The sequence below is a fragment of the Citrobacter amalonaticus Y19 genome (assembly GCF_000981805.1).
Classification (GTDB): Bacteria; Pseudomonadota; Gammaproteobacteria; order Enterobacterales; family Enterobacteriaceae; genus Citrobacter_A; species Citrobacter_A amalonaticus_C.
This window is the reverse complement of record NZ_CP011132.1, coordinates 1,423,345-1,445,962: the sequence shown is the minus strand read 5'-3', so window position 1 is coordinate 1,445,962 and position 22,618 is coordinate 1,423,345. Positions and strand designations below refer to the sequence as shown.

The window sequence follows — 22,618 nt, the reverse complement described above, 5'->3', positions numbered from 1 at the left end:
ATGTTGACGTTTTCCGATCGGCAATCAAGACGATGAACACGATTGTATTTGTTGAAGACGATCCAGAAGTCGGTGCGCTCATTGCGGCCTATCTGGCAAAACACGATTTCGAGGTGGTTGTCGAGCCGCGCGGCGATCTGGCGGAGGCGCGGATATTGCAGGTTCAACCGGACCTGGTGCTGCTGGATATTATGCTCCCCGGCAAAGACGGCATGACCCTCTGTCGTGACCTGCAGGGGCAATGGCAGGGACCCATCGTCCTGCTCACTTCGCTGGACAGCGACATGAACCATATCCTGGCGCTGGAAATGGGTGCCTGTGACTACATTCTGAAGACCACGCCGCCTGCGGTGCTGTTGGCCCGACTGCGGCTACATCTGCGTCAGAACGATCAATCTGGCCATAGCAAAGGGTTTCAGCCTGCCACCGTCTCGCCGCATAAAACGCTGCGCTTTGGTTCCCTGTCCATCGACCCCATCAATCGTGTCGTCTTACTCAGCGGCGAGCAAGTCATACTGTCCACCGCCGATTTCGAACTGTTATGGGAGCTCGCCACCCACGCCGGACAGATTATGGATCGCGACGCGCTGCTGAAAAATCTACGTGGCGTAAGCTATGACGGCATGGATCGCAGTGTGGACGTCGCCATCTCGCGTCTGCGCAAGAAACTGCTGGATAACGCGGCGGAACCTTACCGTATTAAAACAATACGTAACAAGGGCTATCTGTTTGCCCCGCACGCCTGGGATGATGTGCAAGGCCAGTAAGACGACGCCTTTCGTCCGTTACGGCATGATGATATGAGGAGGCAGTCTCAGGATCCGGAGATTGCCATCATGAATATCCAGTCCCGGGACCGTTTGAAACGGATGCTCATAGTAAACCGTCCAGCGCATGTGCGAACGGTTTTCTGTTGTACAGAACCGACGTAATTTTTCGTGGCATGACAGTGGATAATGAATACGTCCCAGTTGACGTACAGGGCTGGGATCGTGATTAGTCACCTGACAGGGACAATAGGTGAGGAAGACGTCGGCGCGCCGGGGAGGATGATGTCGATGATTCGCGAAATCCCGCAATATTTCATCCCAGTGTTCGATCATTGCTTCTTCCGCATGTCGTCCCTCGGGGTCCATAGCGGTTCTCGCTGTCATATCCCTCGCGAAGCCAATCAGCTGTTGGTAACGCAGTTGGCCTTGTACAGGATCGTAAGGCTGAGGGATTTCGCGTCCTCGCTGCTGCAAGTCATGTTGCAATGCCAGCCTCCTTTGCAGGACGGTGCTAGCCAGCTGATCGCGGGTCTGGCGACTATGAAAAATATAATAACGCGCGCCTTCCAGACTCAGCACCAGACCGACTGCCCCAGCCCGCGTACGTAATGGTAAGGCTTCCGTCAAAGTATTACGCACCAGCATCGGTTTTCTCCCTTTAAAAGATCCATTTCTGTTATTACAACACCATATACTTTAGCCAGGAGAGACGTTTCCCTCCCCATCACAAAATTTTCACGCAGGACAGGACGGTGTACACTGCCAGGCGGGATGCGCATGATGGCGGCCAGGACCACAGAGCAACGTGCCTGCAAGCTGTTTGCATCAGACACTACATTGAACATTCGGTGATTTTTAATGAAGAAACTGTTCGTGCAGTTTTATCTCCTGCTGTTTGTCTGCTTTCTGGTGATGACCCTGTTGGTCGGGCTGGTTTATAAATTCACCGCAGAACGGGCTGGCAGGCAGTCGCTCGATGATTTGATGAAAAGCTCGCTCTATCTGATGCGCAGCGAATTGCGCGAGATCCCCCCGCATGAGTGGGGTAAAACGCTCAAAGAGATGGACCTCAATCTCTCTTTTGACCTGCGCGTTGAGCCACTGACGAAATTCAGGCTGGATGCCCCGAGTATGCAGCGTCTGCGTGAAGGCGATATCATTGCGCTCGACGATCAGTACACCTTCATTCAGCGTATTCCGCGCAGTCATTATGTCCTGGCCGTTGGCCCGGTTCCCTATCTCTATTTCCTCCATCAGATGCGCCTGCTGGATATCGCGCTAATGGCGTTTATCGCCATTTCACTGGCCTTTCCGGTGTTTATCTGGATGCGTCCCCACTGGCAGGAAATGCTGCGACTGGAGGCCGCCGCTCAGCGGTTCGGTAAAGGTCATCTCAGTGAACGGCTGCATTTTGACAGCGGTTCCAGTTTTGAACGCCTGGGCATTGCTTTTAATCAGATGGCGGACAATATCAATACGCTGATCGCCAGTAAAAAACAGCTAATTGACGGGATTGCCCATGAACTGCGTACCCCACTGGTTCGACTTCGCTACCGACTGGAGATGAGTGAAAACCTCACCGAGCAGGAGTCTCTGGCGCTTAATCGTGATATCGGGCAACTCGAAGCCTTGATTGAGGAACTGTTAACCTACGCCCGACTCGACAGGCCACAGAATGAACTGCATCTGAGCGAACCGGACCTCCCGGTCTGGCTCACGGCGCACATTGACGATGTGCAGAGCGTGAACCCTGATCTCACGCTTCAGGTTTCGCACCTCGCCAGCGGCGATTACGGTGCGTTAGATATGCGACTCATGGAGCGCGTGCTGGATAATCTGTTGAACAACGCGTTGCGCTATTGTCAGTCCACCGTGCAGATAAGCCTGCAACTCAGCGATCGCTTCGCCACGCTGGTTGTCGACGATGACGGGCCAGGCATTGCCCCGGAGGCCAGGGAGAGCGTTTTTGAGCCTTTTGTCCGCCTGGATCCAAGTCGGGATCGCGCCACCGGAGGTTGTGGTCTGGGTCTGGCTATCGTCTACTCCATCGCCCAGGCGATGGGTGGCACGGTCAGTTGTGGAGAAAGCGAACTGGGCGGGGCCCGCTTCAGCTTTTGTTGGCCGATCCGGCGCACACTTCCCGAATTAACCGCTGGCTGACGCTACCCGCACCGTAGTCGCAGGCGAAATAACGTGCTATATAGTAAGTATGTTGTAACTAATGAGGTGCGCAATGGCCCGTTACGATCTCGTCGACAGACTGAATACTACGTTTCGCCAGATGGAGCAGGCGCTGGCCGAACTGACACAAACGCTCGGACAACATCATCTGATGATTGCCCGCGTCTTTTCGCTACCGGAAGTGACCAAAGAGGCCGAGCACTCCCCGCTGGATACCATTGCGGTGAAACAGCATCTGGGCAAAGAGGCCGAAACGCTGGCGCTGGCGCATTATCGTCATCTGTTTATTCAGCAGCAGTCCGAAACCCGCAGCAGTAAAGCGGCGGTGCGTCTGCCGGGCGTGCTGTGCTACCAGGTTGACAGTGCCAGCCAGGCCGCGCTGGAAAACCAGGTGCAGCGTATCAATCAGTTGAAAACCACCTTTGAGCATATTGTCACCGTTGAGTCCGGTTTACCCTCCGCCGCGCGTTTTGAATGGGTCCATCGCCATCTGCCGGGGCTGATTACGCTCAATGCCTACCGGACGCTGACGGTGATAAACGATCCGGCGACTTTGCGCTTTGGCTGGGCGAACAAACATATCATCAAGAATCTGAAGCGCGACGAGGTGCTGGCACAACTGGAAAAGAGTCTGAATACCCCGCGCAGCGTGCATCCCTGGACCCGCGAGGAGTGGCAGGCAAAACTGGAGCGCGAATATCAGGATATCGCCGCCCTGCCGCAGCAGGCAAAACTGAAAATTAAGCGTCCGGTAAAGGTCCAGCCCATCGCCAGAGTCTGGTACAAAGGTGAGCAAAAGCAGGTACAGCATGCCTGCCCGACGCCGCTTATCGCGTTGATCAATACGGAAAACGGCGCAGGCATGCCGGATATTGGTGAGCTACTGAACTACGACGCCGAAAACGTACAGCATCGATTTAAACCGCAGGCGCAGCCGCTGCATCTGATCATTCCACGACTGCACCTGTATGTGGCAGATTAGCGATCCGGTTTCATGCTGCCGACCATCTGCTCTGGCCGCACCCAGCTGTCGAACTCCGCTTCGGTGAGATAGCCCAGCGCCAGAGCCGCGACTTTCAGCGTCAGTCCCTCTTTATGCGCTTTCTTGGCAATTTCCGCCGCTTTGTCGTAGCCAATATGGGTATTCAGCGCGGTGACCAGCATCAGCGATTCATTGAGCAACTGATTGATCCGCTCGCGATTTGGCTCAATACCGACCGCACAATGGGCATTGAAGCTCTCCATCCCATCCGCCAGCAGACGCACCGATTGCAGGAAGTTGTGGATCACCACAGGTCGGAAGACGTTCAGTTCGAAATTGCCTGACGCCCCGCCGATGTTGATTGCCACATCGTTCCCCATCACCTGACAGCACAACATCGTCAGCGCCTCGCACTGGGTCGGGTTGACCTTGCCCGGCATGATAGAACTACCCGGTTCATTTTCCGGGATCGCGATTTCGCCAATGCCGCAACGCGGCCCCGATGCCAGCCAGCGCACGTCGTTGGCGATTTTCATGAGCGACGCCGCCAGCCCTTTCAGCGCGCCGTGGGCATGAACCAGCGCATCGCAGGTTGCCAGCGCTTCAAACTTGTTCGGTGCCGTGACAAAGGGAGCGTGGGTAATGGCCGCCAGTTCATCGGCAACGCGGTGGGCATATTCCGGATGGGTATTCAGCCCGGTGCCAACGGCTGTACCGCCCAGCGCCAGTTCCGCCACGTGCGGCAGGCTGTTTTCGATGTGCCGCAGGTTATGTTCTAACATCGCCACCCAGCCGGAAATCTCCTGCCCCAGCGTCAACGGCGTGGCGTCCTGGAGATGAGTACGGCCAATTTTGACAATATCGGCGAAGGCGTGCGATTTTTCGTTCAGCGTCGTCGTTAACACCTGCACCTGCGGAATAAGATGAGTGCGCAGCGCCAGCAGCGCAGCGACATGCATCGCCGTCGGAAAGACGTCGTTCGAACTCTGGCTCTTGTTGACGTCATCATTCGGATGGACTTTGCGCGCCATGCCACGAACGCCGCCAAGCAGTTCGCTGGCCCGGTTTGCCAGCACTTCGTTCATGTTCATGTTGCTTTGCGTACCTGACCCGGTCTGCCAGATAGCCAGCGGAAACTCTTGTGTGTGTTTATCTGCCAGCACCTCATCGGCAGCCTGCATAATAGCCGCGGCTTTTTCAGGCGCCAGCAGCCCTAAATCGTCGTTAACCTTTGCCGCTGCACGCTTGGTGAGCGCCAGCGCGTGGATCAGCGAGACGGGCATTTTCTCGGTGGAGATCCGAAAATGCTCAAGCGAACGCTGGGTTTGCGCTCCCCACAGCTTATCTGCCGGGACATCAATCGCGCCCATCGAGTCTTTCTCGCTGCGTACCGTTACCATGACCTGCTCCTTAGATAATGAATTGATTAGGTTATGTTCGACATTGCACACGTGCTTGCGGTCTTATGAGTATCAACGATGACAGCGCCACCGTTTGGTGGTTTGTGCGATAAAAAAAACCGCCCCTAAGGGCGGCTGACGTTACTTAACGCAGCGTGCGCACTGCGACGTCTGAATCTGCTGGAAGAAATCGTTGCCTTTATCGTCAACGAGAATAAAGGCCGGGAAATCTTCAACTTCGATTTTCCAGATTGCTTCCATTCCCAGTTCCGGATATTCCAGGCACTCCAGGCTCTTGATGCTGCCCTGCGCCAGAACGGCTGCCGGGCCGCCAATGCTGCCGAGGTAAAATCCGCCATGTTTTTGACAGGCATCGGTCACCTGCTGGCTGCGGTTACCTTTCGCCAGCATGATCATACTCCCGCCCTGCGACTGAAGCTGGTCGACATACGAGTCCATGCGCCCGGCGGTGGTTGGGCCGAGCGAACCAGAGGCATAACCTTCCGGTGTCTTCGCCGGGCCTGCGTAGTAAATCGGGTGATCTTTTACATACTGCGGCAGCCCTTCGCCATTATCCATTCGCTCTTTTAATTTAGCGTGCGCGATATCACGGCCGACAATGATCGTGCCGTTCAGGGAAAGACGGGTCGACACCGGGTATTGCGACAGCTGTTCAAGGATCGCTTTCATGGGACGGTTCAGGTCAACGCGTACCGCTTCCCCTTCGCCCGCTTTACGCAGTTCTTCAGGAATGTACTTGCCCGGATTGTGCTCCAGTTTTTCGATCCAGATACCCTTGCGGTTGATCTTCGCTTTGATGTTTCTGTCCGCCGAGCAGGAAACGCCCATCCCGACCGGACAAGACGCGCCATGACGCGGCAGGCGGATCACGCGAATATCATGGGCAAAGTATTTACCGCCAAACTGCGCGCCTAGGCCGAGGTTTTGCGCTTCCGTCAGCAGCTCTTTTTCCAGTTCGACATCGCGGAACGCCTGACCGTGCTCATTTCCTTCGGTCGGCAGTTCGTCATAGTATTTTGCCGACGCCAGCTTCACGGTTTTCAGGTTCGCTTCCGCCGACGTCCCGCCGATCACAAAAGCGATGTGGTATGGCGGACAGGCTGCGGTTCCCAGCGTGCGCATCTTCTCGACCAGGTAGTTTTTCAGCTTGCCCGGGGTTAATAGCGCTTTGGTTTCCTGATAGAGATAGGTCTTGTTCGCTGAACCGCCGCCCTTCGCGATGCAAAGAAATTTGTACTCATCGCCATCGACGCTATAGAGGTCAATCTGCGCAGGCAGGTTGGTGCCGGTATTCACCTCTTTATACATATCCAGCGCGGCATTTTGCGAGTAGCGCAGGTTATCTTCGATGTAGGTGTTGTACACCCCACGCGCCAGCGCCGCCTCATCACCGCCGCCGGTCCAGACGCGCTGACCTTTTTTCCCGACGATTATCGCCGTGCCGGTGTCCTGACAGGTTGGCAGAATACCTTTCGCCGCGATGTCGGAGTTACGCAGGAACTGCAGTGCCACATACTTGTCGTTTTCACTGGCCTGCGGGTCACGCAGAATATCAGCAACCTGCTGTTGGTGCGCAGGACGCAGCATGAATGAGGCGTCGTGGAAGGCCTGGCGCGCGAGCAGCGTCAGCGCTTGCGGGTCGACTTTGAGGATCTCTTGTCCTTCAAATTCGGCGACGGAAACATATTCACTGGTCAGCAGGGTGTATTCGGTATCATCCTTTTTAAGGGGAAAAGGATCCTGATAATGAAAGGGTTTGTTTGACATTGTTCTCTCACTTACTGCTCGGTCTGATTTTCTTAGGCTTCAGGGCAGATGTTCCATTGCCCTCGTTAAAAGCGAGTCACACTATCCTACACAATTTTTTAACAAAAACTGAGACAAGTACGACTTTTTGCGCCCGCAGGTTACTTCCCACAGGTTTCTTGCTTTAATAGTTGAATTAAGTTTTCACTGACTTCCAACTTGTAACAGGGCATTGAACATGCAAAAACTCATCAACTCCGTGCAGAACTACGCCTGGGGAAGTAAAACGGCGCTGACGGAACTCTATGGTCTGGCGAATCCGCAGCAGCTACCGATGGCGGAACTGTGGATGGGCGCACACCCGAAGAGCAGTTCGAAGATTGAAGATGCCAGCGGCCGCATCGTGTCGCTGCGTGAGGTGATCGACAGCCGACAATCCGCCCTGCTCGGCGACGCCGTGGCGAAACGCTTCGGGGAACTGCCGTTCCTGTTTAAAGTGCTGTGTGCCGCGCAACCGCTCTCCATTCAGGTACACCCAAACAAGCGGAATTCTGAAATCGGCTTTGCTAAAGAGAACGCCGCCGGAATCCCGATGGATGCCGCCGAGCGCAACTACAAAGATCCGAACCATAAGCCGGAGCTGGTTTTCGCTCTGACCCCGTTCCTTGCCATGAACGCATTCCGCGAGTTCTCTGAGATCGTTTCGCTGCTGCAACCGGTGGCTGGCGCTCACACCGCCATCGCCCATTTCCTCGAACAGCCCAACGCGGAGCGACTGAGCCAGTTGTTTGCCGGCCTGTTGAGCATGCAGGGTGAAGAGAAATCCCGGGCGCTGGCGATTCTGAAAGCGGCGCTGGAAACCCTACAAGGCGAACCGTGGCAGACCATCCGCCTTATCGCGGAATTTTACCCGGACGACAGCGGTCTCTTCTCGCCTCTGTTGCTGAACGTGGTGAAACTCAATCCAGGCGAAGCGATGTTCCTGTTCGCCGAAACGCCGCATGCCTATCTGCAGGGCGTGGCGCTGGAAGTGATGGCGAACTCCGATAACGTGCTGCGTGCGGGTCTGACGCCGAAATACATCGACATCCCGGAACTGGTCGCCAATGTGAAGTTCGACGCCAAACCGGCAAACCAGTTGCTGACCACACCGATGAAAAACGGCGCGGAACTCGATTTCCCGATCCCGGTCGATGATTTCGCGTTCTCCCTGCACACGCTGTCAGCCAAAGAGACAGCAATTGACCAGCACAGCGCCGCGATCCTGTTCTGCGTTGAAGGCGAAGCGGTGTTGAGCAAAGGCGAACAGCGTCTGGTACTGAAAGCGGGTGAATCGGCGTTTATCAGCGCCGAAGAGTCACCGGTGAGCGTGAGTGGCGTGGGCCGTGTGGCGCGGGTTTACAACAAACTCTAGCAACTTACTGAATTTTGTAGTAACTCTTGCTAAGCTTGTAAATGGCTTAGACTTTGCCAGGCGGCCTCTACCGCCTGGCTTCATTTTATGGACAAACAATATGAAAAAATCGCTGGTAGCTGCAGGTGTGATCGTCGCACTCGGCGTCGTCTGGACAGGCGGTGCGTGGTACACAGGTAAAAAGCTGGAAGCCCATCTTGCGGAGATGGTCAGCCTGGCCAATGCGCATATTAAACTCACTGCGCCGGAAGCAAACGTGGAACTCGCTTATCAGAACTATCAGCGTGGCGTATTCAGTAGCCAGTTACAGTTAGTGCTTAAGCCGGTGGCAGGAAAAGAGAATCCGTGGCTAAAAGCGGGCCAGAGCGTGGTGCTTGACGAATCCGTCGATCATGGCCCCTTCCCGTTAACCCAACTGAAAAGCTTTAATCTCCTGCCGTCGATGGCCTCGGTGAAAACCAGCCTGGTGAACAACGACGTCAGCAAACCGCTCTTTGAGATGGCGAAAGGTGAAACGCCTTTTGAGATCAATTCGCGCATTAGCTACAGCGGTGATACCCGTTCCGCCCTGTCGCTGAAGCCGCTGAACTATGAGAAAGGGGCTGAGAAAGTCGCCTTCAGCGGTGGCGAATTTATCTTTAATGCCGATAAAGAAGGCAAGGTAGTTTCCCTTTCCGGTGAAGCGAAGAGCGGTCTGGTCGATGCGGTGAATGAATACGATCAGAAGGTCCAGGTCTCCTTTAATGACCTGAAAACGGAAGGTTCCAGCACGCTGGCCAGTTTTGGTGAGCGCGTCGGCGATCAGAAAATCACGATTGGGAAAATGGCGCTCAGCGTTGAAGGCAAAGAAATGGCGCTGCTGGAAGGCATGGAGATCAGCGGTAAAACCGATCTCGTGGATGACGGTAAAACCATCAACAGCCAACTGGATTACGCTCTGAACAGCCTGAAGGTTCAGAATCAGGATCTGGGCAGCGGCAAACTGACGCTGAAAGTGGGTCAGATTGACGGCGCGGCCTTGCATCAGTTCAGTCAACAGTATAACGCCCAGACTCAGGCGCTGTTATCTCAACCGGATGTGGTGAGTAACCCGGAACTGTATCAGCAGAAAGTGTTTGAAGCCTTCTTCGGTGCCCTACCGCTGTTGATGAAAGGTGAACCGACGATCACCATTGCGCCGTTGAGCTGGAAAAACGCCAAAGGCGAAACCGCGCTGAATGTCTCCCTGTTCCTGAAGGATCCGTCCACCGCGCAGGGCGAGCCGCAGACGCTGGCTGATGAAGTCGATCGCACAGTGAAATCGCTCGACGGTAAACTGTCGATTCCGGTGGACATGGCCGTTGAGTTCATGACTCAGGTAGCCAGACTGGAAGGTTATCAACAGGATGAAGCCGCGAAGCTTGCCAACCAGCAGGTGAAGGGGCTGGCCGCAATGGGACAGATGTTCCGCATTACCACCCTCGAGGACAACACCATTGGCACCAGCCTGCAGTACGCCAACGGTCAGGTAACCTTGAACGGTAAGAAAATGCCGCTGGAAGAGTTTGTCGCAATGTTCGGTATGGTATTGCCGCAGCAATAATCGCTAAAGCCCCTCTTCGGAGGGGTTTATTTTTGTACTACCAGTCGCGCAGACAGCGTCTGATTACGGGAGTGACTCTCTTCGTGCGCAATACGTTGCAGCATGCGCTCCGCCAGGCTGTACCCCATTTCCCGGGCAGGTATTGTCGCCCAGACAATCGGCAGATCGTCCAGTGCGTTTTCCGCCACGTCAGCAAAGGCGCCTAACGAAACCTGCTGTTCAAAGTAGCGATCGACCCCCACTTCACCGCTCTGTCGTCCCGCCCGCATCAGGCCAAACCACGCCCCCATCGCAATGGTTTCGTTGTAGCACACCACCGCGCTGATGGTCGGGTTACGCCGCAGTAACGCGCCAATGGCCTCGGCGGCCTGCTTCTGGCTGGACGCGCACTCCATCACCCAGTCGCTGTGAAACGGTAAACCGTATTTCAGCAGCGTCGCGCAGTAGCCGCCGACGCGTTCCGCGCGCGTTAATGAAGAACTCTGCCCACCCAGCCACGCGATGCGCTGATGACCGTGACGAATCAGATGCTCGGTCAACAACTGCGCGGCCTGCATATTGTCCGGACGCACGGTATCCACGTCATCCAGATAGCTGGCTCGCGAGGCAAAAACCACCGGAATGCCCTTTTCTTCCGCCATCACGCGCAGGTCGTCACTGCTGCCAGCCGCTCCGGCTATCACCACCCCGTCTACGCCCTGATTCAGTAGCATGGCAAAGCGCTGCGCCAGTTGTTCACCATCCTGACCGCCGTGCAGCAAGAACACCATCCGGCCCTGCGCTTCCAGCGCTTCGGTCAGCCCCGCCGTCAGTTCCGCATAAAACTGCGCCGACAGATCGCGGACAATCAGTCCGATCACGCCGCTCTGTCCCCCCCGTAACGCCGAGGCCTGACGGTTACGCACAAAACCCAGTTGTTCTATTGCCGCACTCACCCGTTCGCCGGTGGCGGTTGAAATGCGACCCTTGCCGCTGAGCACCAGTGAAACCGTACTGACGGAGACGCCTGCCGCAAGGGCGACATCGTGGATAGTGATTTTTTTGGCTATAGCCATAAAAACGCCGGACTCCCTGATAATGTGACAGATAAAACGTTTTATCTATAACTTATATTTATACGCGTAATCATCCGCTGATAATGTGACTTTCACCGCACTAAAAAATGGTAAAACGTTTTATCTTCGTGCTCAAATTTTCTCATTACCCATGGATTTGCACAAGGAGTCGTTAGATGACGGCGAAGACAACACCAAAAATCACGTTGTGGGAGTTTTTCCAGCAGTTGGGGAAAACGTTTATGTTGCCCGTGGCGCTGCTTTCGTTTTGCGGGATTATGCTCGGGATTGGCAGTTCGTTAAGCAGTCACGATGTGATCACCCTGCTTCCGGCACTGGGTAATCCGGTACTGCAGGCCATCTTTACCTGGATGAGCAAAGTGGGCTCCTTCGCCTTTAGTTTCCTGCCGGTAATGTTCTGTATTGCTATCCCGCTCGGACTGGCGCGCGAGAACAAAGGCGTTGCGGCGTTCGCCGGCTTTGTCGGTTATGCGGTAATGAACCTCGCCGTTAACTTCTGGCTGACCGCGAAAGGCATCCTGCCAACCACCGATGCGGCGGTTCTGAAAGCCAACAATATCCAGAATATTCTCGGCATCCAGTCAATCGATACCGGGATCCTCGGCGCGGTCATCGCCGGTATTATCGTCTGGATGCTGCACGAACGTTTCCATAACATCCGCCTGCCGGATGCGCTGGCGTTCTTCGGCGGCACCCGCTTTGTCCCTATCGTCTCCTCGGTGGTAATGGGTCTGGTCGGTCTGGTGATCCCGCTGGTGTGGCCGGTTTTCGCGATGGGAATCAGCGGTCTGGGCCATATGATTAACAGCGCGGGTGATTTTGGTCCGATGCTGTTTGGCACCGGCGAACGCCTGCTGTTGCCGTTTGGTTTGCATCACATTCTGGTGGCGCTGATTCGCTTTACCGACGCCGGTGGCACCCAGGAAGTGTGCGGTCATTCAGTGAGTGGCGCACTGACCATTTTCCAGGCGCAGTTGAGTTGCCCGACCACGCAAGGCTTCTCGGAAAGCGCGACCCGCTTCCTGTCACAGGGTAAGATGCCAGCGTTCCTCGGCGGCTTGCCGGGGGCTGCGTTAGCGATGTACCATTGCGCACGTCCGGAGAACCGTCACAAGATCAAAGGACTGCTGATCTCTGGGTTGATTGCCTGCGTCGTCGGTGGCACGACTGAACCGCTGGAGTTCCTGTTCCTGTTTGTCGCACCGGTGCTCTATGTCATTCACGCGTTGCTGACCGGTCTGGGCTTTACCATGATGTCGGTCCTGGGCGTGACTATCGGTAATACCGACGGCAATATTATCGACTTTGTGGTCTTTGGGATCCTGCACGGATTGTCCACCAAGTGGTATCTGGTTCCGGTCGTGGCGGCAGTCTGGTTCGTGGTGTATTACGCCATCTTCCGCTTCGCTATCACCCGCTTTAATCTCAAAACACCAGGTCGCGACAGTGAGATCGCCAGTACGATCGAAAAAGCCGTTGCCGGGACACCGGGGAAATCGGGTTATAACGTTCCTGCCATTCTGGCCGCGCTGGGTGGTGCCGATAACATCGTCAGTCTGGATAACTGCATTACCCGCCTGCGTCTTTCTGTAAAGGATATGTCGCGGGTCGATGTGCAGGCGCTGAAGGACAACCGCGCCATTGGCGTCGTTCAGTTGAATCAGCATAATCTACAGGTGGTGATTGGCCCACAGGTCCAGTCGGTTAAAGACGAAATGGCAGGTCTGATGAACACCGTTCAGGCATAAGGACACGCGATGTTTGATTTTTCACAGGTTGTCGACCGTCACGGTACGTGGTGCACGCAATGGGATTACGTGGCTGACCGCTTTGGCAGTGCCGACCTGTTGCCGTTTACCATCTCTGATATGGATTTCGCGACGGCCCCCTGCATTCTGGAGGCGCTGAGTCAGCGCCTCACACACGGCGTGCTGGGCTACAGTCGCTGGAAGAATGATGAGTTTCTCAGCGCGGTTGCCCACTGGTTTGCGCGGCGTCACAACACGCGAATCGATACCGGATCGCTGGTGTATGGCCCTTCCGTGATCTATATGGTGTCGCAACTCATCCGCCAGTGGTCTTCTGTCGGTGACGGTGTTGTGCTCCATACTCCGGCCTATGATGCCTTTTATAAGGCCATCGAAGGTAATGAGCGCCAGGTTGTGCCGGTGGCGCTGGAACAGCGAAATGGCGACTGGCATTGCGACATGGAGAAACTGGATGCGGCGCTGGCACGCCCGGAAAGTAAAATTCTGCTGCTGTGCAGTCCGCATAACCCAACCGGGAAAGTCTGGACACGCGAAGAACTGGAAACCATGGCGGAGCGCTGCCAGCGTCGCGGCGTGCGGGTGATATCTGATGAGATTCATATGGATATGGTCTGGAGCGAACAGCCGCACATCCCATGGAGCAACGTAGCACGCGACAGTTGGGCGCTGTTCACTTCCGCCTCCAAAAGCTTCAATATTCCGGCGCTGACCGGCGCTTACGGGATGATTGAAGACGCTGACAGTCGCGATGCTTATCTGAATGCGCTAAAAGGCCGCGATGGCCTGTCGTCTCCCGCCGTACTGGCGTTGACGGCGCATATTGCGGCTTACGAACAGGGCGCGCCGTGGCTGGATGCGCTGCGGGAGTATCTCAGGGATAATCTGCGCTACATTGCCGATACGCTGAACCACGCCTTTCCTGAACTCAACTGGCAGATACCCCAATCGACCTATCTCGCGTGGATTGATCTGCGGGCGTTGAATGTTGACGACCGGGCATTGCAGAATGCGCTGATTCAGCAGGAAAAAGTTGCCATTATGCCCGGCTACACCTACGGTGATGAAGGGTGTGGTTTTGTGCGTCTGAATGCCGGTTGTCCACGCTCAAAACTGGAAAAAGGCGTGAACGGATTAATTAACGCGATCCGTTCAGTACGCTGACAACCCGTTGCGCAATGGAATTAATCATTGCGCAACATAGCTTTTCCCCTGCTTTTGTTTTTATAATAGAGCGCACTTTTATATTCGAATAATGAGTGCGATCATGATTGATATTTCCCTGCCGTTAACTGACATACATCGCCACCTTGATGGTAACATCCGCGCACAAACCATCCTGGATCTAGGCCGCCAGTTCAATTTAGCCCTCCCCGCGCAAACCCTTGACGCATTGATCCCGCATGTGCAGGTGACAGCCACAGAACCCGATCTCGTCAGCTTTCTGTCGAAACTGGACTGGGGCGTAAAGGTTTTAGCCTCCCTTGACGCCTGTCGCCGTGTGGCTTTTGAAAATATCGAAGATGCCGCGCGTAATGGTCTGCACTACGTTGAGCTGCGTTTTTCCCCGGGCTACATGGCAATGACGCATCAGTTGCCGATCGCTGGCGTGGTTGAAGCCGTTATTGACGGCGTGCGTGAAGGCTGCAAAACCTTTGGCGTACAGGCGCAACTGATTGGCATCATGAGCCGCACCTTCGGTGAAGCCGCCTGCCTGCAGGAACTGGAAGCGCTGCTGGCGCACCGCGATCGGATCATCGCCCTCGACCTTGCCGGTGATGAACTGGGCTTTCCTGGCAGTCTGTTCCTGTCCCATTTTAACCGCGCGCGCGACTCCGGTTGGCATATTACGGTACACGCTGGTGAGGCCGCCGGTCCTGAAAGCATCTGGCAGGCCATTCGCGAACTGGGTGCGGAACGCATCGGTCACGGCGTCAAAGCGGTAGAAGATCCGGCGCTGATGGACTTCCTCGCCGAACAGCGTATTGGTATCGAATCCTGTCTGACGTCAAATATTCAGACCAGCACCGTGGCGTCGTTGTCCGTCCATCCGCTGAAGACGTTCCTGGAGCATGGCGTCCTCGCCAGCCTGAACACTGACGACCCGGCGGTCCAGGGCGTGGATATTATTCACGAATATACGGTCGCGGCACCGGCTGCGGGACTGAGCCGCGAGCAGATTCGTCAGGCGCAGATCAACGGGCTGGAAAGCGCCTTCCTGAGCGCGGCGGAAAAACAGGCGCTGCGTGATAAAGTCGCCACAGCGTAAAGAATAAGGCCCGATGAATCTCATCGGGCCTTTCAGACATCAGGCAAGGCATAACGTCGAACGATGTTTTGCCGACTCAATTCCCAGCTCGATCAATTCCATAATCTGGATAGCCTGGCTCGCCGGCACCGGGTTTTCGCCGTTACCATTCAGCGCGTCGCGGATCCCGGCATAGTACGCCGGATAATTCCCCGGCACGGTCAGCCAGGTCTCTTCCACTCGCGTTTCACCTTCAACGCGTGTGACGATGCCGTCACGCATATCATAGCCCCAGTCTTCCTGCGGCAGACGTTCCCCGCTTTTAAGGCGCTCTTCCTGCGGATCCAGACCGTACTTCACGTAGCTGCCGCGCGAACCATGCACGATGTAACGTGCCGATTCCGCAGCCGCCAGCATCGTACCGTGTAAAATCACCCGACGCTGTGGATAGGAAAGCGTTGCATGGAAATAGTCCGTTGACTGCGCTCCCGGACGCAACTGCGCCAAATCGACCGTCATGCTAACAGGCAGGCCGAACAAATTAATCGCCTGATCAAGGAGATGCGGCGCCAGATCGTACCAGATACCGCTCCCCGGCCCACCTTGCTCACGCCAGCGGTCGCGCACCTGCGGACGAAAACGGTCGAAATGCGATTCAAAATAGGCGACCTCGCCCAGTACGCCTTCTGCCAGCATCGCTTTCAGGGTCAAAAAGTCACTGTCCCAGCGACGATTGTGGAAAACAGAAAGCACCCGTCCCAGGCTGCGCGCCAGTGCATCCAGTTCACGCGCTTGTGACAGTGTCACGGTAAAAGGCTTATCCACCACCACATGTTTGCCCGCTTCCAGCGCCGCTTTGGCCAACGGGAAGTGGGTATCGTTGGGCGTGGGAATGACGATCAGATCGATATTGGGGTCATTAAACAGATGCTTCGGCTCAGAGACAACGGCCACGGAAGGCCAGTCCGCCTTCACTTTCGCTGCATCGCTACTGGAAACTGCCGCCAGTTCCAGTCCCGGAGTGCCGTCAATCAGGGGAGCATGGAACGTTTTACTGGCGTATCCGTAGCCAATCAGTCCTACACGGATGTTGTCACTCATATCTATGCCTCTCGTTTCAGTCTGTGACCATTTCACACTATCCATGAACCACTCACAATAGTTTACTCACCTGCCGTGAAAAAGGCTGTTATTTAACTTAAGTCAAATAAATGTCACTTTCGTGCATTTTGTCGGTATAAAGTCGCTGAAATCGTTCCCGAAACACTTGCCGGGATAATTATTGCTAAGTAACATCTGCTGCCTGTATTTAAGGATAAATCAACGCAAATGTCGTCAGTCATCGATCGTCTTATTGAATTAACAGGTTGGGTGGTTCTTGCGGTCTCTGTGGTCCTCCTCGGGGTCGCTAATCATATCGATAATTATCAACCTCCCGAACCGACCGCCGCGGTTCAGCCGAAATAGTGTGCCAGGCGACGTATGTCGCCTGGCAGGCCTGTTTTCCCATGTTAATTGCAGAAAAAGCCGTAAAATTATCTGAAAAAGCGGATTGTGCGGTATCCTGCCTTTGCGCTTATTGCCAGTAATGGCGAAGCGCGTTACCCTTCGCTCTGGTGTCGTCTGACACATCAAACACCGCTTAAGAAAATACTTTTTGGCATTTGCCTGCCGGTTCCTTTCGCCGGAAAGGTTTATTTACGTTCACGACTCGTCGGCTTTATTTTTATAATAGGGATCCCTGTTTATGACTGTTCAGGATTATTTATTAAAATTTCGCAAAATTAGCTCGCTCGAAAGCCTGGAAAAACTGTTTGACCATCTGCATTACACCCTTACCGATGAGCGGGACATTATCAATATGTATCGCGCTGCCGATCACCGTCGCGCAGAACTGGTCTCCGGCGGCCGTCTTTTTGATGTTGGCCAGGTACCGAAATCAGTCTGGCGTTACGTGCAATAAGAAAGTAGCGCTTGCCGGTAAAAGCTTTATAATAACCGCCCCAAAAAGAACGGTACGTATGGCAATTCCGGAGATTTTATGACCACAACACCGGCACAGCGCATTGGCGGTTGGTTACTGGGCCCGCTGGCCTGGCTTTTAGTGGCCTTGCTGAGTGCGTCGCTGGCCCTGTTTTTGTATGCCACTGCACTCGCTTCTCCCAAAACGTTTGCGATGCTGGCAGAGCAAAGTACCGGCAATCTGCTGTTGTGGGGCGTCTCTTTTCTCACCGCAATCGCTATGTGGTATTACACCCTGTGGTTGACGATTGCGTTCTTTAAGCGCAGACGCAGTGTCCCGAAACATTATATTATCTGGCTACTGGTCTCCGTCTTACTGGCGGTTAAAGCTTTCGCCTTTTCGCCGGTGCCTGACGCACTCGCGGTACGCCAGTTGCTTTTTCCACTGCTGGCGGCGGCGCTGTTAGTGCCCTATTTCAAGCGCTCTGTACGTGTGAAAACCACCTTTGTGAATCCGTAATAACCCTACAGTTAACCTGTTGTCGCCTGCTGTAGATTGTCAGATAATAGGCGGCTTTTTTATTTCAGGCCGAAAAATGACTGATTACCTGCTGCTGTTTGTCGGAACTGTACTGGTCAATAACTTTGTACTGGTTAAGTTTCTGGGTCTTTGCCCCTTTATGGGTGTTTCCAAAAAACTGGAAACCGCGATGGGGATGGGGCTTGCGACCACGTTTGTGATGACGCTGGCCTCAATCTGCGCCTGGCTGATTGACACCTGGATCCTGATTCCGCTCGATCTCATTTATCTGCGCACGCTGGCCTTTATTCTGGTTATTGCGGTCGTGGTGCAATTTACCGAAATGGTGGTGCGTAAAACCAGTCCGGCGCTCTATCGCCTGCTGGGGATCTTCTTACCGCTGATCACCACCAACTGTGCGGTCCTCGGTGTGGCGCTGTTGAATATCAATCTCGGCCACAACTTTTTGCAGTCGGCGCTGTACGGTTTTTCCGCCGCCGTCGGCTTCTCGCTGGTGATGGTGCTGTTTGCGGCGATTCGCGAGCGTCTCGCCGTCGCGGATGTACCAGCGCCCTTTCGCGGTAACGCCATTGCGCTGATTACCGCCGGGTTAATGTCTCTGGCCTTTATGGGCTTTAGTGGTTTGGTGAAGTTGTAATGAATGCTATCTGGATTGCCGTTGCCGCCGTGAGCCTGCTGGGCCTGGTGTTCGGCGCTATCCTGGGTTATGCCTCCCGTCGTTACGCGGTGGAGGATGATCCTGTCGTTGAAAAAATTGATGAAATTCTGCCGCAAAGCCAGTGTGGGCAATGCGGCTATCCTGGCTGTCGACCTTACGCGGAAGCGATTGGTGGCCAGGGGGAAAAAATTAACCGCTGTGCGCCCGGCGGCGAAGCGGTGATGTTGAAAATTGCGGAACTGCTGAACGTCGACCCTCAACCGATTGATGGCGATGAACAGGACGTTACGCCGGTTCGCATGCTGGCGGTGATTGATGAAGCCAACTGTATTGGCTGCACCAAATGTATCCAGGCCTGTCCGGTGGACGCCATTATTGGCGCAACGCGCGCCATGCACACGGTGATGAGCGATTTGTGCACGGGCTGCAATCTGTGCGTTGACCCCTGCCCGACTCACTGTATTGAACTGCGTCCGGTCGCCGAAACGCCTGACAACTGGAAGTGGGATTTGAATACGATCCCCGTGCGTATTATCCCCGTGGAACAACATGCTTAAGTTATTCTCTGCTTTCAGAAAAGATAAGATTTGGGATTTCAACGGTGGCATCCATCCGCCGGAAATGAAAACCCAGTCGAACGGCACGCCGCTGCGCCAGGTCCCCCTCGCGCAGCGTTTCGTTATGCCGCTCAAACAGCATATCGGTGCTGAAGGGGAACTGTGCGTCGCCGAAGGACAGCACGTACTGCGCGGACAGCCGCTGACCCGTGGATGGGGAAGAATGCTCCCGGTTCATGCCCCCACCTCCGGAACGGTAGTAGCGATTGCGCCCCACTCGACGGCGCACCCTTCAGCATTAGCCGAGCTGAGTGTGATCATTGATGCCGACGGTGAAGACCGCTGGATTGAGCGTGAAGGCTGGCAGGATTACCGTTCGCACAGTCGAGAAGACTTGATAGCCCGCATTCACCAGTTCGGCGTCGCCGGGCTGGGCGGCGCGGGTTTCCCGACCGGGAATAAATTGCAGGGCGGCGGTGACAAAATTGAAACGCTGATCATCAACGCCGCGGAATGTGAACCCTATATTACCGCCGACGATCGTCTGATGCAGGACTGCGCGGCGCAGGTCGTCGAGGGTATCCGTATTCTGGCGCATATTCTGCAACCGCGTGAAATCCTCATCGGTATCGAAGATAACAAGCCGCAGGCGATCTCGATGCTGCGTGCGGTGCTGGCAGGCGCGCAGGATATTGCGCTGCGCGTGATCCCAACGAAATATCCGTCGGGCGGCGCAAAGCAACTGACCCAAATCCTGACCGGAAAACAAGTTCCGCACGGCGGTCGTTCTTCCGACATCGGCGTACTGATGCAAAACGTCGGCACGGCGTATGCGGTAAAACGCGCGGTCATTGACGGCGAACCGATTACCGAGCGCGTTGTGACCCTCACCGGTGAAGCGGTCACTCATCCGGGCAACGTCTGGGCGAGGCTCGGTACGCCGGTGCGACATCTGCTAAATGATGCGGGTTTCTGCCCTTCTGCCGATCAGATGGTGATCATGGGCGGCCCGCTGATGGGCTTCACCCTGCCGTGGCTCGATGTCCCGGTGGTGAAGATAACCAACTGTTTGCTGGCGCCGTCGGCAACAGAAATGGGCGAACCGCAGGAAGAGAAAGGCTGCATTCGCTGTAGCGCCTGCGCCGACGCCTGCCCGGCCGATCTTCTGCCCCAGCAGCTTTACTGGTTCAGTAAAGGACAGCAGCATGACAAAGCCACGGCGCATAACATTGCCGACTGCATTGAGTGCGGCGCTTGCGCCTGGGTCTGCCCAAGTAACATTCCGCTGGTGCAATATTTCCGTCAGGAAAAAGCTGAGCTTTATGCAATAAGCCAGGAAGAAAAACGCGCGGCGGAGGCCAAAGCGCGTTTCGAAGCGCGTCAGGCTCGCCTGGAGCGTGAGAAAGCCGCGCGTCTGGAACGTCATAAGAAAGCTGCCGTACAGCCAGCGGCGAAAGATCAGGATGCCATTGCCGCCGCCCTGGCTCGCGTCAAAGAGAAACAGGCTCAGGCAACAAAACCGGTCATCATCAAAGCAGGAGAAATGCCGGATAACAGCGCGGTGATTGCGGCCCGCGAAGCGCGTAAAGCGCTGGCACGAGCAAAACAGGCCGAGAACGCTACCGCAACCGACACCGATCCGCGCAAAGCGGCCGTTGAAGCCGCGATTGCCCGGGCGAAGGCGCGCAAACAGGAACAACAGGTCAGCAGCGAACCCACCCCGTCTGATGAACCGGTGGATCCGCGCAAAGCGGCCGTTGAAGCCGCGATTGCCCGGGCGAAGGCGCGCAAGCAGGAACAACAGACCAGCAACGAACCCACCGCGTCTGATGAACCGGTGGATCCGCGCAAAGCGGCCGTTGAAGCCGCGATTGCCCGGGCGAAGGCGCGCAAACAGGAGCAGCAGACCAGCAACGAACCCACCGCGTCTGATGAACCGGTGGATCCGCGCAAAGCGGCCATCGCCGCCGCCATCGCGCGTGCAAAAGCCAAAAAAGATGCTCAGCAGCAGGTTGTTAACGAGGAATAAATGGTATTCAGAATCGCAAGCTCTCCCTATACGCATAATCAGCGTCAAACCTCACGCATCATGCTGCTGGTCTTGCTGGCCGCCGTGCCGGGAATTGCCGTGCAATGGTGGTTTTTCGGCTGGGGAACGCTGTTGCAGATTGTACTCGCCTGTGCAAGTGCGCTGCTGGCTGAAGCCGCCGTGCTCAGATTACGTAAGCAACCGGTGCTGACGATTTTAAAAGACAACTCCGCGCTGCTGACCGGTCTGCTGCTTGCCGTCAGTATTCCTCCCCTCGCCCCCTGGTGGATGGTGATCCTCGGTACGGTATTCGCGGTGATCATCGCCAAGCAACTGTATGGCGGTCTGGGACAAAACCCGTTCAATCCGGCGATGATTGGCTATGTGGTGCTACTGATCTCCTTTCCGGTGCAGATGACCAGTTGGTTGCCACCGCAGGATATTGCCGCCACAACGCCAGGATTACTCGATGCCCTGCAGATAATCTTTACCGGACATACCGCCAGCGGCGGTGACATGAATACGCTGCGTATGGGGATTGACGGGATAAGCCAGGCCACGCCGCTGGACACCTTCAAAACCTCCCTGCATGCCGGTCATTCCGTTGAGCAGATCATGCAGTACCCCATTTACAGCGGTATGTTTGCCGGTGCGGGCTGGCAGTGGGTCAACCTGGCCTGGCTGGCAGGTGGCGTTTTTCTGCTGCAACAAAAAGCCATTCGCTGGCATATTCCCGTTAGCTTCCTGCTCTCATTAACCGTCTGCGCGACGTTGGGCTGGCTGTTTGCGCCTGAGGCACTCGCCTCCCCGCAAATTCATCTGCTCTCCGGGGCAACGATGCTGGGCGCATTCTTCATTCTGACTGACCCGGTGACAGCGTCGACGACCAATCGCGGTCGTCTGGTATTCGGCGCGCTGGCGGGCTTGCTGGTGTGGTTAATCCGCAGCTTCGGCGGCTATCCGGATGGCGTGGCCTTTGCCGTGCTGTTGGCCAATATTACGGTCCCGCTGATTGACTACTACACGCGTCCGCGGGTGTACGGACACCGCAAAGGATAATCCATGCTGAAAACGATTCGTAAACATGGCATCACCCTGGCGCTGTTTGCGGCAGGGTCGACCGGACTGACCGCCGCCATCAACCTGATGACCAAAACCACCATTGATGAGCAGGCGGCCATTCAGCAAAAGGCGCTGTTTGATCAGGTTCTGCCTGCCGATCGCTATAATAACCGTTTGCAGGATCGCTGCGTCGTGGTCAGCGCGACCGCTCTGGGGAAAGGCGAACATCGCGTCTATATTGCTGAGCAGGACGGTACGCCCGTGGCGGCCGTGCTGGAGACGACGGCGCCGGATGGTTATTCCGGCGCGATTCAGTTACTGGTCGGTGCCGACTTCAGCGGCACGGTTTTGGGTACCCGCGTAACGGAACACCATGAAACGCCGGGTCTGGGCGATAAAATTGAACTGCGTCTGTCAGACTGGATCACCGGTTTCAGCGGTAAAAAGATTCAGGGTGATAACGACAGCCACTGGGCCGTGAAAAAAGATGGCGGCGATTTTGACCAGTTTACCGGGGCGACAATTACGCCGCGTGCGGTGGTCAATGCCGTCAGGCGTGCGGGGCTGTATGCCCAAACGCTGCCTGCGCAATTGCCCCAACTTCCGGCCTGCGGAGAGTAAGT

21 protein-coding genes are annotated in these 22,618 nt (G+C 55.5%); 16 read left to right on the top strand and 5 right to left on the bottom strand.

What is annotated here, in order from left to right; all coding sequences use genetic code 11:
• Positions 1–32: 32 nt before the first annotated feature.
• Positions 33–767, top strand: a complete 735-nt coding sequence (gene rstA / locus F384_RS06650) for a two-component system response regulator RstA (RefSeq protein ID WP_046497833.1) — start codon at positions 33–35, stop codon at positions 765–767.
• Positions 768–785: 18 nt separating this feature from the next.
• Here the strand turns inward: rstA and F384_RS29790 are convergent, their stop codons facing one another.
• Positions 786–1,415 (bottom strand): hypothetical protein, encoded by a 630-nt coding sequence (locus F384_RS29790; RefSeq protein WP_155403981.1) that lies wholly within the window; start codon positions 1,413–1,415, stop codon positions 786–788.
• Positions 1,416–1,628: 213 nt separating this feature from the next.
• On the opposite strand from F384_RS29790, the gene rstB reads away from it, so the two are divergent.
• On the top strand, positions 1,629–2,930 hold the full coding sequence (gene rstB, locus F384_RS06640) for a two-component system sensor histidine kinase RstB (RefSeq protein WP_046480547.1): 1,302 nt from the start codon (positions 1,629–1,631) through the stop codon (positions 2,928–2,930).
• A 73-nt stretch (positions 2,931–3,003) separates the two neighbouring features.
• Positions 3,004–3,933: a DNA replication terminus site-binding protein gene (gene tus / locus F384_RS06635; RefSeq protein WP_046480545.1), complete on the top strand. Its 930-nt coding sequence runs from the start codon at positions 3,004–3,006 to the stop codon at positions 3,931–3,933.
• Here tus and fumC read toward each other — a convergent pair.
• Complete coding sequence (gene fumC, locus F384_RS06630; protein ID WP_046480544.1) at positions 3,930–5,333, bottom strand: class II fumarate hydratase; 1,404 nt, start codon at positions 5,331–5,333, stop codon at positions 3,930–3,932. The two genes, tus and fumC, sit on opposite strands and share 4 nt — an antisense overlap.
• A gap of 141 nt (positions 5,334–5,474) precedes the next feature.
• Complete coding sequence (gene fumB, locus F384_RS06625) at positions 5,475–7,121, bottom strand: class I fumarate hydratase (RefSeq protein ID WP_046480542.1); 1,647 nt, start codon at positions 7,119–7,121, stop codon at positions 5,475–5,477.
• Positions 7,122–7,338: 217 nt separating this feature from the next.
• Between fumB and manA the strand changes: the two genes are divergently transcribed.
• Positions 7,339–8,514, top strand: a complete 1,176-nt coding sequence (gene manA, locus F384_RS06620) for a mannose-6-phosphate isomerase (protein ID WP_046480541.1) — start codon at positions 7,339–7,341, stop codon at positions 8,512–8,514.
• A 100-nt stretch (positions 8,515–8,614) separates the two neighbouring features.
• Positions 8,615–10,096, top strand: a complete 1,482-nt coding sequence (locus F384_RS06615) for a YdgA family protein (RefSeq protein ID WP_046480539.1) — start codon at positions 8,615–8,617, stop codon at positions 10,094–10,096.
• Positions 10,097–10,122: 26 nt separating this feature from the next.
• Here the strand turns inward: F384_RS06615 and F384_RS06610 are convergent, their stop codons facing one another.
• The gene (locus F384_RS06610; RefSeq protein WP_046480538.1) at positions 10,123–11,151 is read right to left on the bottom strand and encodes a Mal regulon transcriptional regulator MalI; all 1,029 of its coding nucleotides are present in this window, start codon (positions 11,149–11,151) and stop codon (positions 10,123–10,125) included.
• A gap of 176 nt (positions 11,152–11,327) precedes the next feature.
• Here F384_RS06610 and malX point away from each other — a divergent pair, with 176 nt between their 5' ends.
• The 3 genes from malX to add all read left to right on the top strand — a co-directional run bounded on the left by malX (position 11,328) and on the right by add (position 15,207).
• The gene (gene malX / locus F384_RS06605) at positions 11,328–12,920 is read left to right on the top strand and encodes a PTS maltose transporter subunit IICB (RefSeq protein ID WP_046480536.1); all 1,593 of its coding nucleotides are present in this window, start codon (positions 11,328–11,330) and stop codon (positions 12,918–12,920) included.
• Positions 12,921–12,929: 9 nt separating this feature from the next.
• On the top strand, positions 12,930–14,102 hold the full coding sequence (locus F384_RS06600) for a MalY/PatB family protein (protein WP_046480534.1): 1,173 nt from the start codon (positions 12,930–12,932) through the stop codon (positions 14,100–14,102).
• A 103-nt stretch (positions 14,103–14,205) separates the two neighbouring features.
• Positions 14,206–15,207: an adenosine deaminase gene (add, locus tag F384_RS06595; protein WP_046480532.1), complete on the top strand. Its 1,002-nt coding sequence runs from the start codon at positions 14,206–14,208 to the stop codon at positions 15,205–15,207.
• A 39-nt stretch (positions 15,208–15,246) separates the two neighbouring features.
• Here add and F384_RS06590 read toward each other — a convergent pair whose 3' ends face one another.
• Positions 15,247–16,287, bottom strand: a complete 1,041-nt coding sequence (locus F384_RS06590; RefSeq protein WP_046480531.1) for an oxidoreductase — start codon at positions 16,285–16,287, stop codon at positions 15,247–15,249.
• Between the two features lie 240 nt (positions 16,288–16,527).
• Here F384_RS06590 and blr point away from each other — a divergent pair, with 240 nt between their 5' ends.
• The 8 genes from blr (at position 16,528) to rsxG (ending at position 22,616) form a co-directional block, all read left to right on the top strand.
• Entirely contained in the window at positions 16,528–16,653 is a 126-nt protein-coding gene (gene blr, locus F384_RS28565) for a division septum protein Blr (protein ID WP_193388319.1), read from the top strand.
• Between the two features lie 280 nt (positions 16,654–16,933).
• Positions 16,934–17,149, top strand: coding sequence for a transcription modulator YdgT (ydgT, locus tag F384_RS06585; RefSeq protein WP_046480529.1), 216 nt, complete (start codon positions 16,934–16,936; stop codon positions 17,147–17,149).
• A 78-nt stretch (positions 17,150–17,227) separates the two neighbouring features.
• Positions 17,228–17,668 carry a DUF2569 domain-containing protein gene (locus F384_RS06580; RefSeq protein ID WP_046480527.1) on the top strand — a complete coding sequence of 147 codons (441 nt, stop codon included), beginning with the start codon at positions 17,228–17,230 and terminating at the stop codon, positions 17,666–17,668.
• A gap of 76 nt (positions 17,669–17,744) precedes the next feature.
• Complete coding sequence (gene rsxA, locus F384_RS06575) at positions 17,745–18,326, top strand: electron transport complex subunit RsxA (RefSeq protein ID WP_005121199.1); 582 nt, start codon at positions 17,745–17,747, stop codon at positions 18,324–18,326.
• A complete protein-coding gene (rsxB, locus tag F384_RS06570; RefSeq protein ID WP_046480523.1) occupies positions 18,326–18,904 on the top strand; it encodes an electron transport complex subunit RsxB in 579 nt (192 codons plus the stop codon). Before rsxA ends, rsxB begins: the two co-directional genes overlap by 1 nt.
• Positions 18,897–20,933 (top strand): electron transport complex subunit RsxC, encoded by a 2,037-nt coding sequence (gene rsxC / locus F384_RS06565; RefSeq protein WP_046480521.1) that lies wholly within the window; start codon positions 18,897–18,899, stop codon positions 20,931–20,933. Before rsxB ends, rsxC begins: the two co-directional genes overlap by 8 nt.
• A complete protein-coding gene (gene rsxD / locus F384_RS06560) occupies positions 20,934–21,992 on the top strand; it encodes an electron transport complex subunit RsxD (protein WP_046480519.1) in 1,059 nt (352 codons plus the stop codon).
• Between the two features lie 3 nt (positions 21,993–21,995).
• Entirely contained in the window at positions 21,996–22,616 is a 621-nt protein-coding gene (gene rsxG / locus F384_RS06555; protein WP_046480518.1) for an electron transport complex subunit RsxG, read from the top strand.
• Positions 22,617–22,618: the final 2 nt, after the last annotated feature.

Coding starts and splice junctions, on each gene's coding strand:
- rsxA (WP_005121199.1), top strand. CDS start 17,745: ATGACTGATTACCTGCTGCTGTTTGTCGGAACTGTACTGGTCAATAAC.
- rsxG (WP_046480518.1), top strand. CDS start 21,996: ATGCTGAAAACGATTCGTAAACATGGCATCACCCTGGCGCTGTTTGCG.
- ydgT (WP_046480529.1), top strand. CDS start 16,934: ATGACTGTTCAGGATTATTTATTAAAATTTCGCAAAATTAGCTCGCTC.
- tus (WP_046480545.1), top strand. CDS start 3,004: ATGGCCCGTTACGATCTCGTCGACAGACTGAATACTACGTTTCGCCAG.
- F384_RS29790 (WP_155403981.1), bottom strand. CDS start 1,415: ATGCTGGTGCGTAATACTTTGACGGAAGCCTTACCATTACGTACGCGG.
- F384_RS06590 (WP_046480531.1), bottom strand. CDS start 16,287: ATGAGTGACAACATCCGTGTAGGACTGATTGGCTACGGATACGCCAGT.
- rsxB (WP_046480523.1), top strand. CDS start 18,326: ATGAATGCTATCTGGATTGCCGTTGCCGCCGTGAGCCTGCTGGGCCTG.
- fumC (WP_046480544.1), bottom strand. CDS start 5,333: ATGGTAACGGTACGCAGCGAGAAAGACTCGATGGGCGCGATTGATGTC.
- fumB (WP_046480542.1), bottom strand. CDS start 7,121: ATGTCAAACAAACCCTTTCATTATCAGGATCCTTTTCCCCTTAAAAAG.
- manA (WP_046480541.1), top strand. CDS start 7,339: ATGCAAAAACTCATCAACTCCGTGCAGAACTACGCCTGGGGAAGTAAA.
- malX (WP_046480536.1), top strand. CDS start 11,328: ATGACGGCGAAGACAACACCAAAAATCACGTTGTGGGAGTTTTTCCAG.
- rsxC (WP_046480521.1), top strand. CDS start 18,897: ATGCTTAAGTTATTCTCTGCTTTCAGAAAAGATAAGATTTGGGATTTC.
- add (WP_046480532.1), top strand. CDS start 14,206: ATGATTGATATTTCCCTGCCGTTAACTGACATACATCGCCACCTTGAT.
- rstA (WP_046497833.1), top strand. CDS start 33: ATGAACACGATTGTATTTGTTGAAGACGATCCAGAAGTCGGTGCGCTC.
- F384_RS06580 (WP_046480527.1), top strand. CDS start 17,228: ATGACCACAACACCGGCACAGCGCATTGGCGGTTGGTTACTGGGCCCG.
- rstB (WP_046480547.1), top strand. CDS start 1,629: ATGAAGAAACTGTTCGTGCAGTTTTATCTCCTGCTGTTTGTCTGCTTT.
- F384_RS06610 (WP_046480538.1), bottom strand. CDS start 11,151: ATGGCTATAGCCAAAAAAATCACTATCCACGATGTCGCCCTTGCGGCA.
- F384_RS06600 (WP_046480534.1), top strand. CDS start 12,930: ATGTTTGATTTTTCACAGGTTGTCGACCGTCACGGTACGTGGTGCACG.
- rsxD (WP_046480519.1), top strand. CDS start 20,934: ATGGTATTCAGAATCGCAAGCTCTCCCTATACGCATAATCAGCGTCAA.
- F384_RS06615 (WP_046480539.1), top strand. CDS start 8,615: ATGAAAAAATCGCTGGTAGCTGCAGGTGTGATCGTCGCACTCGGCGTC.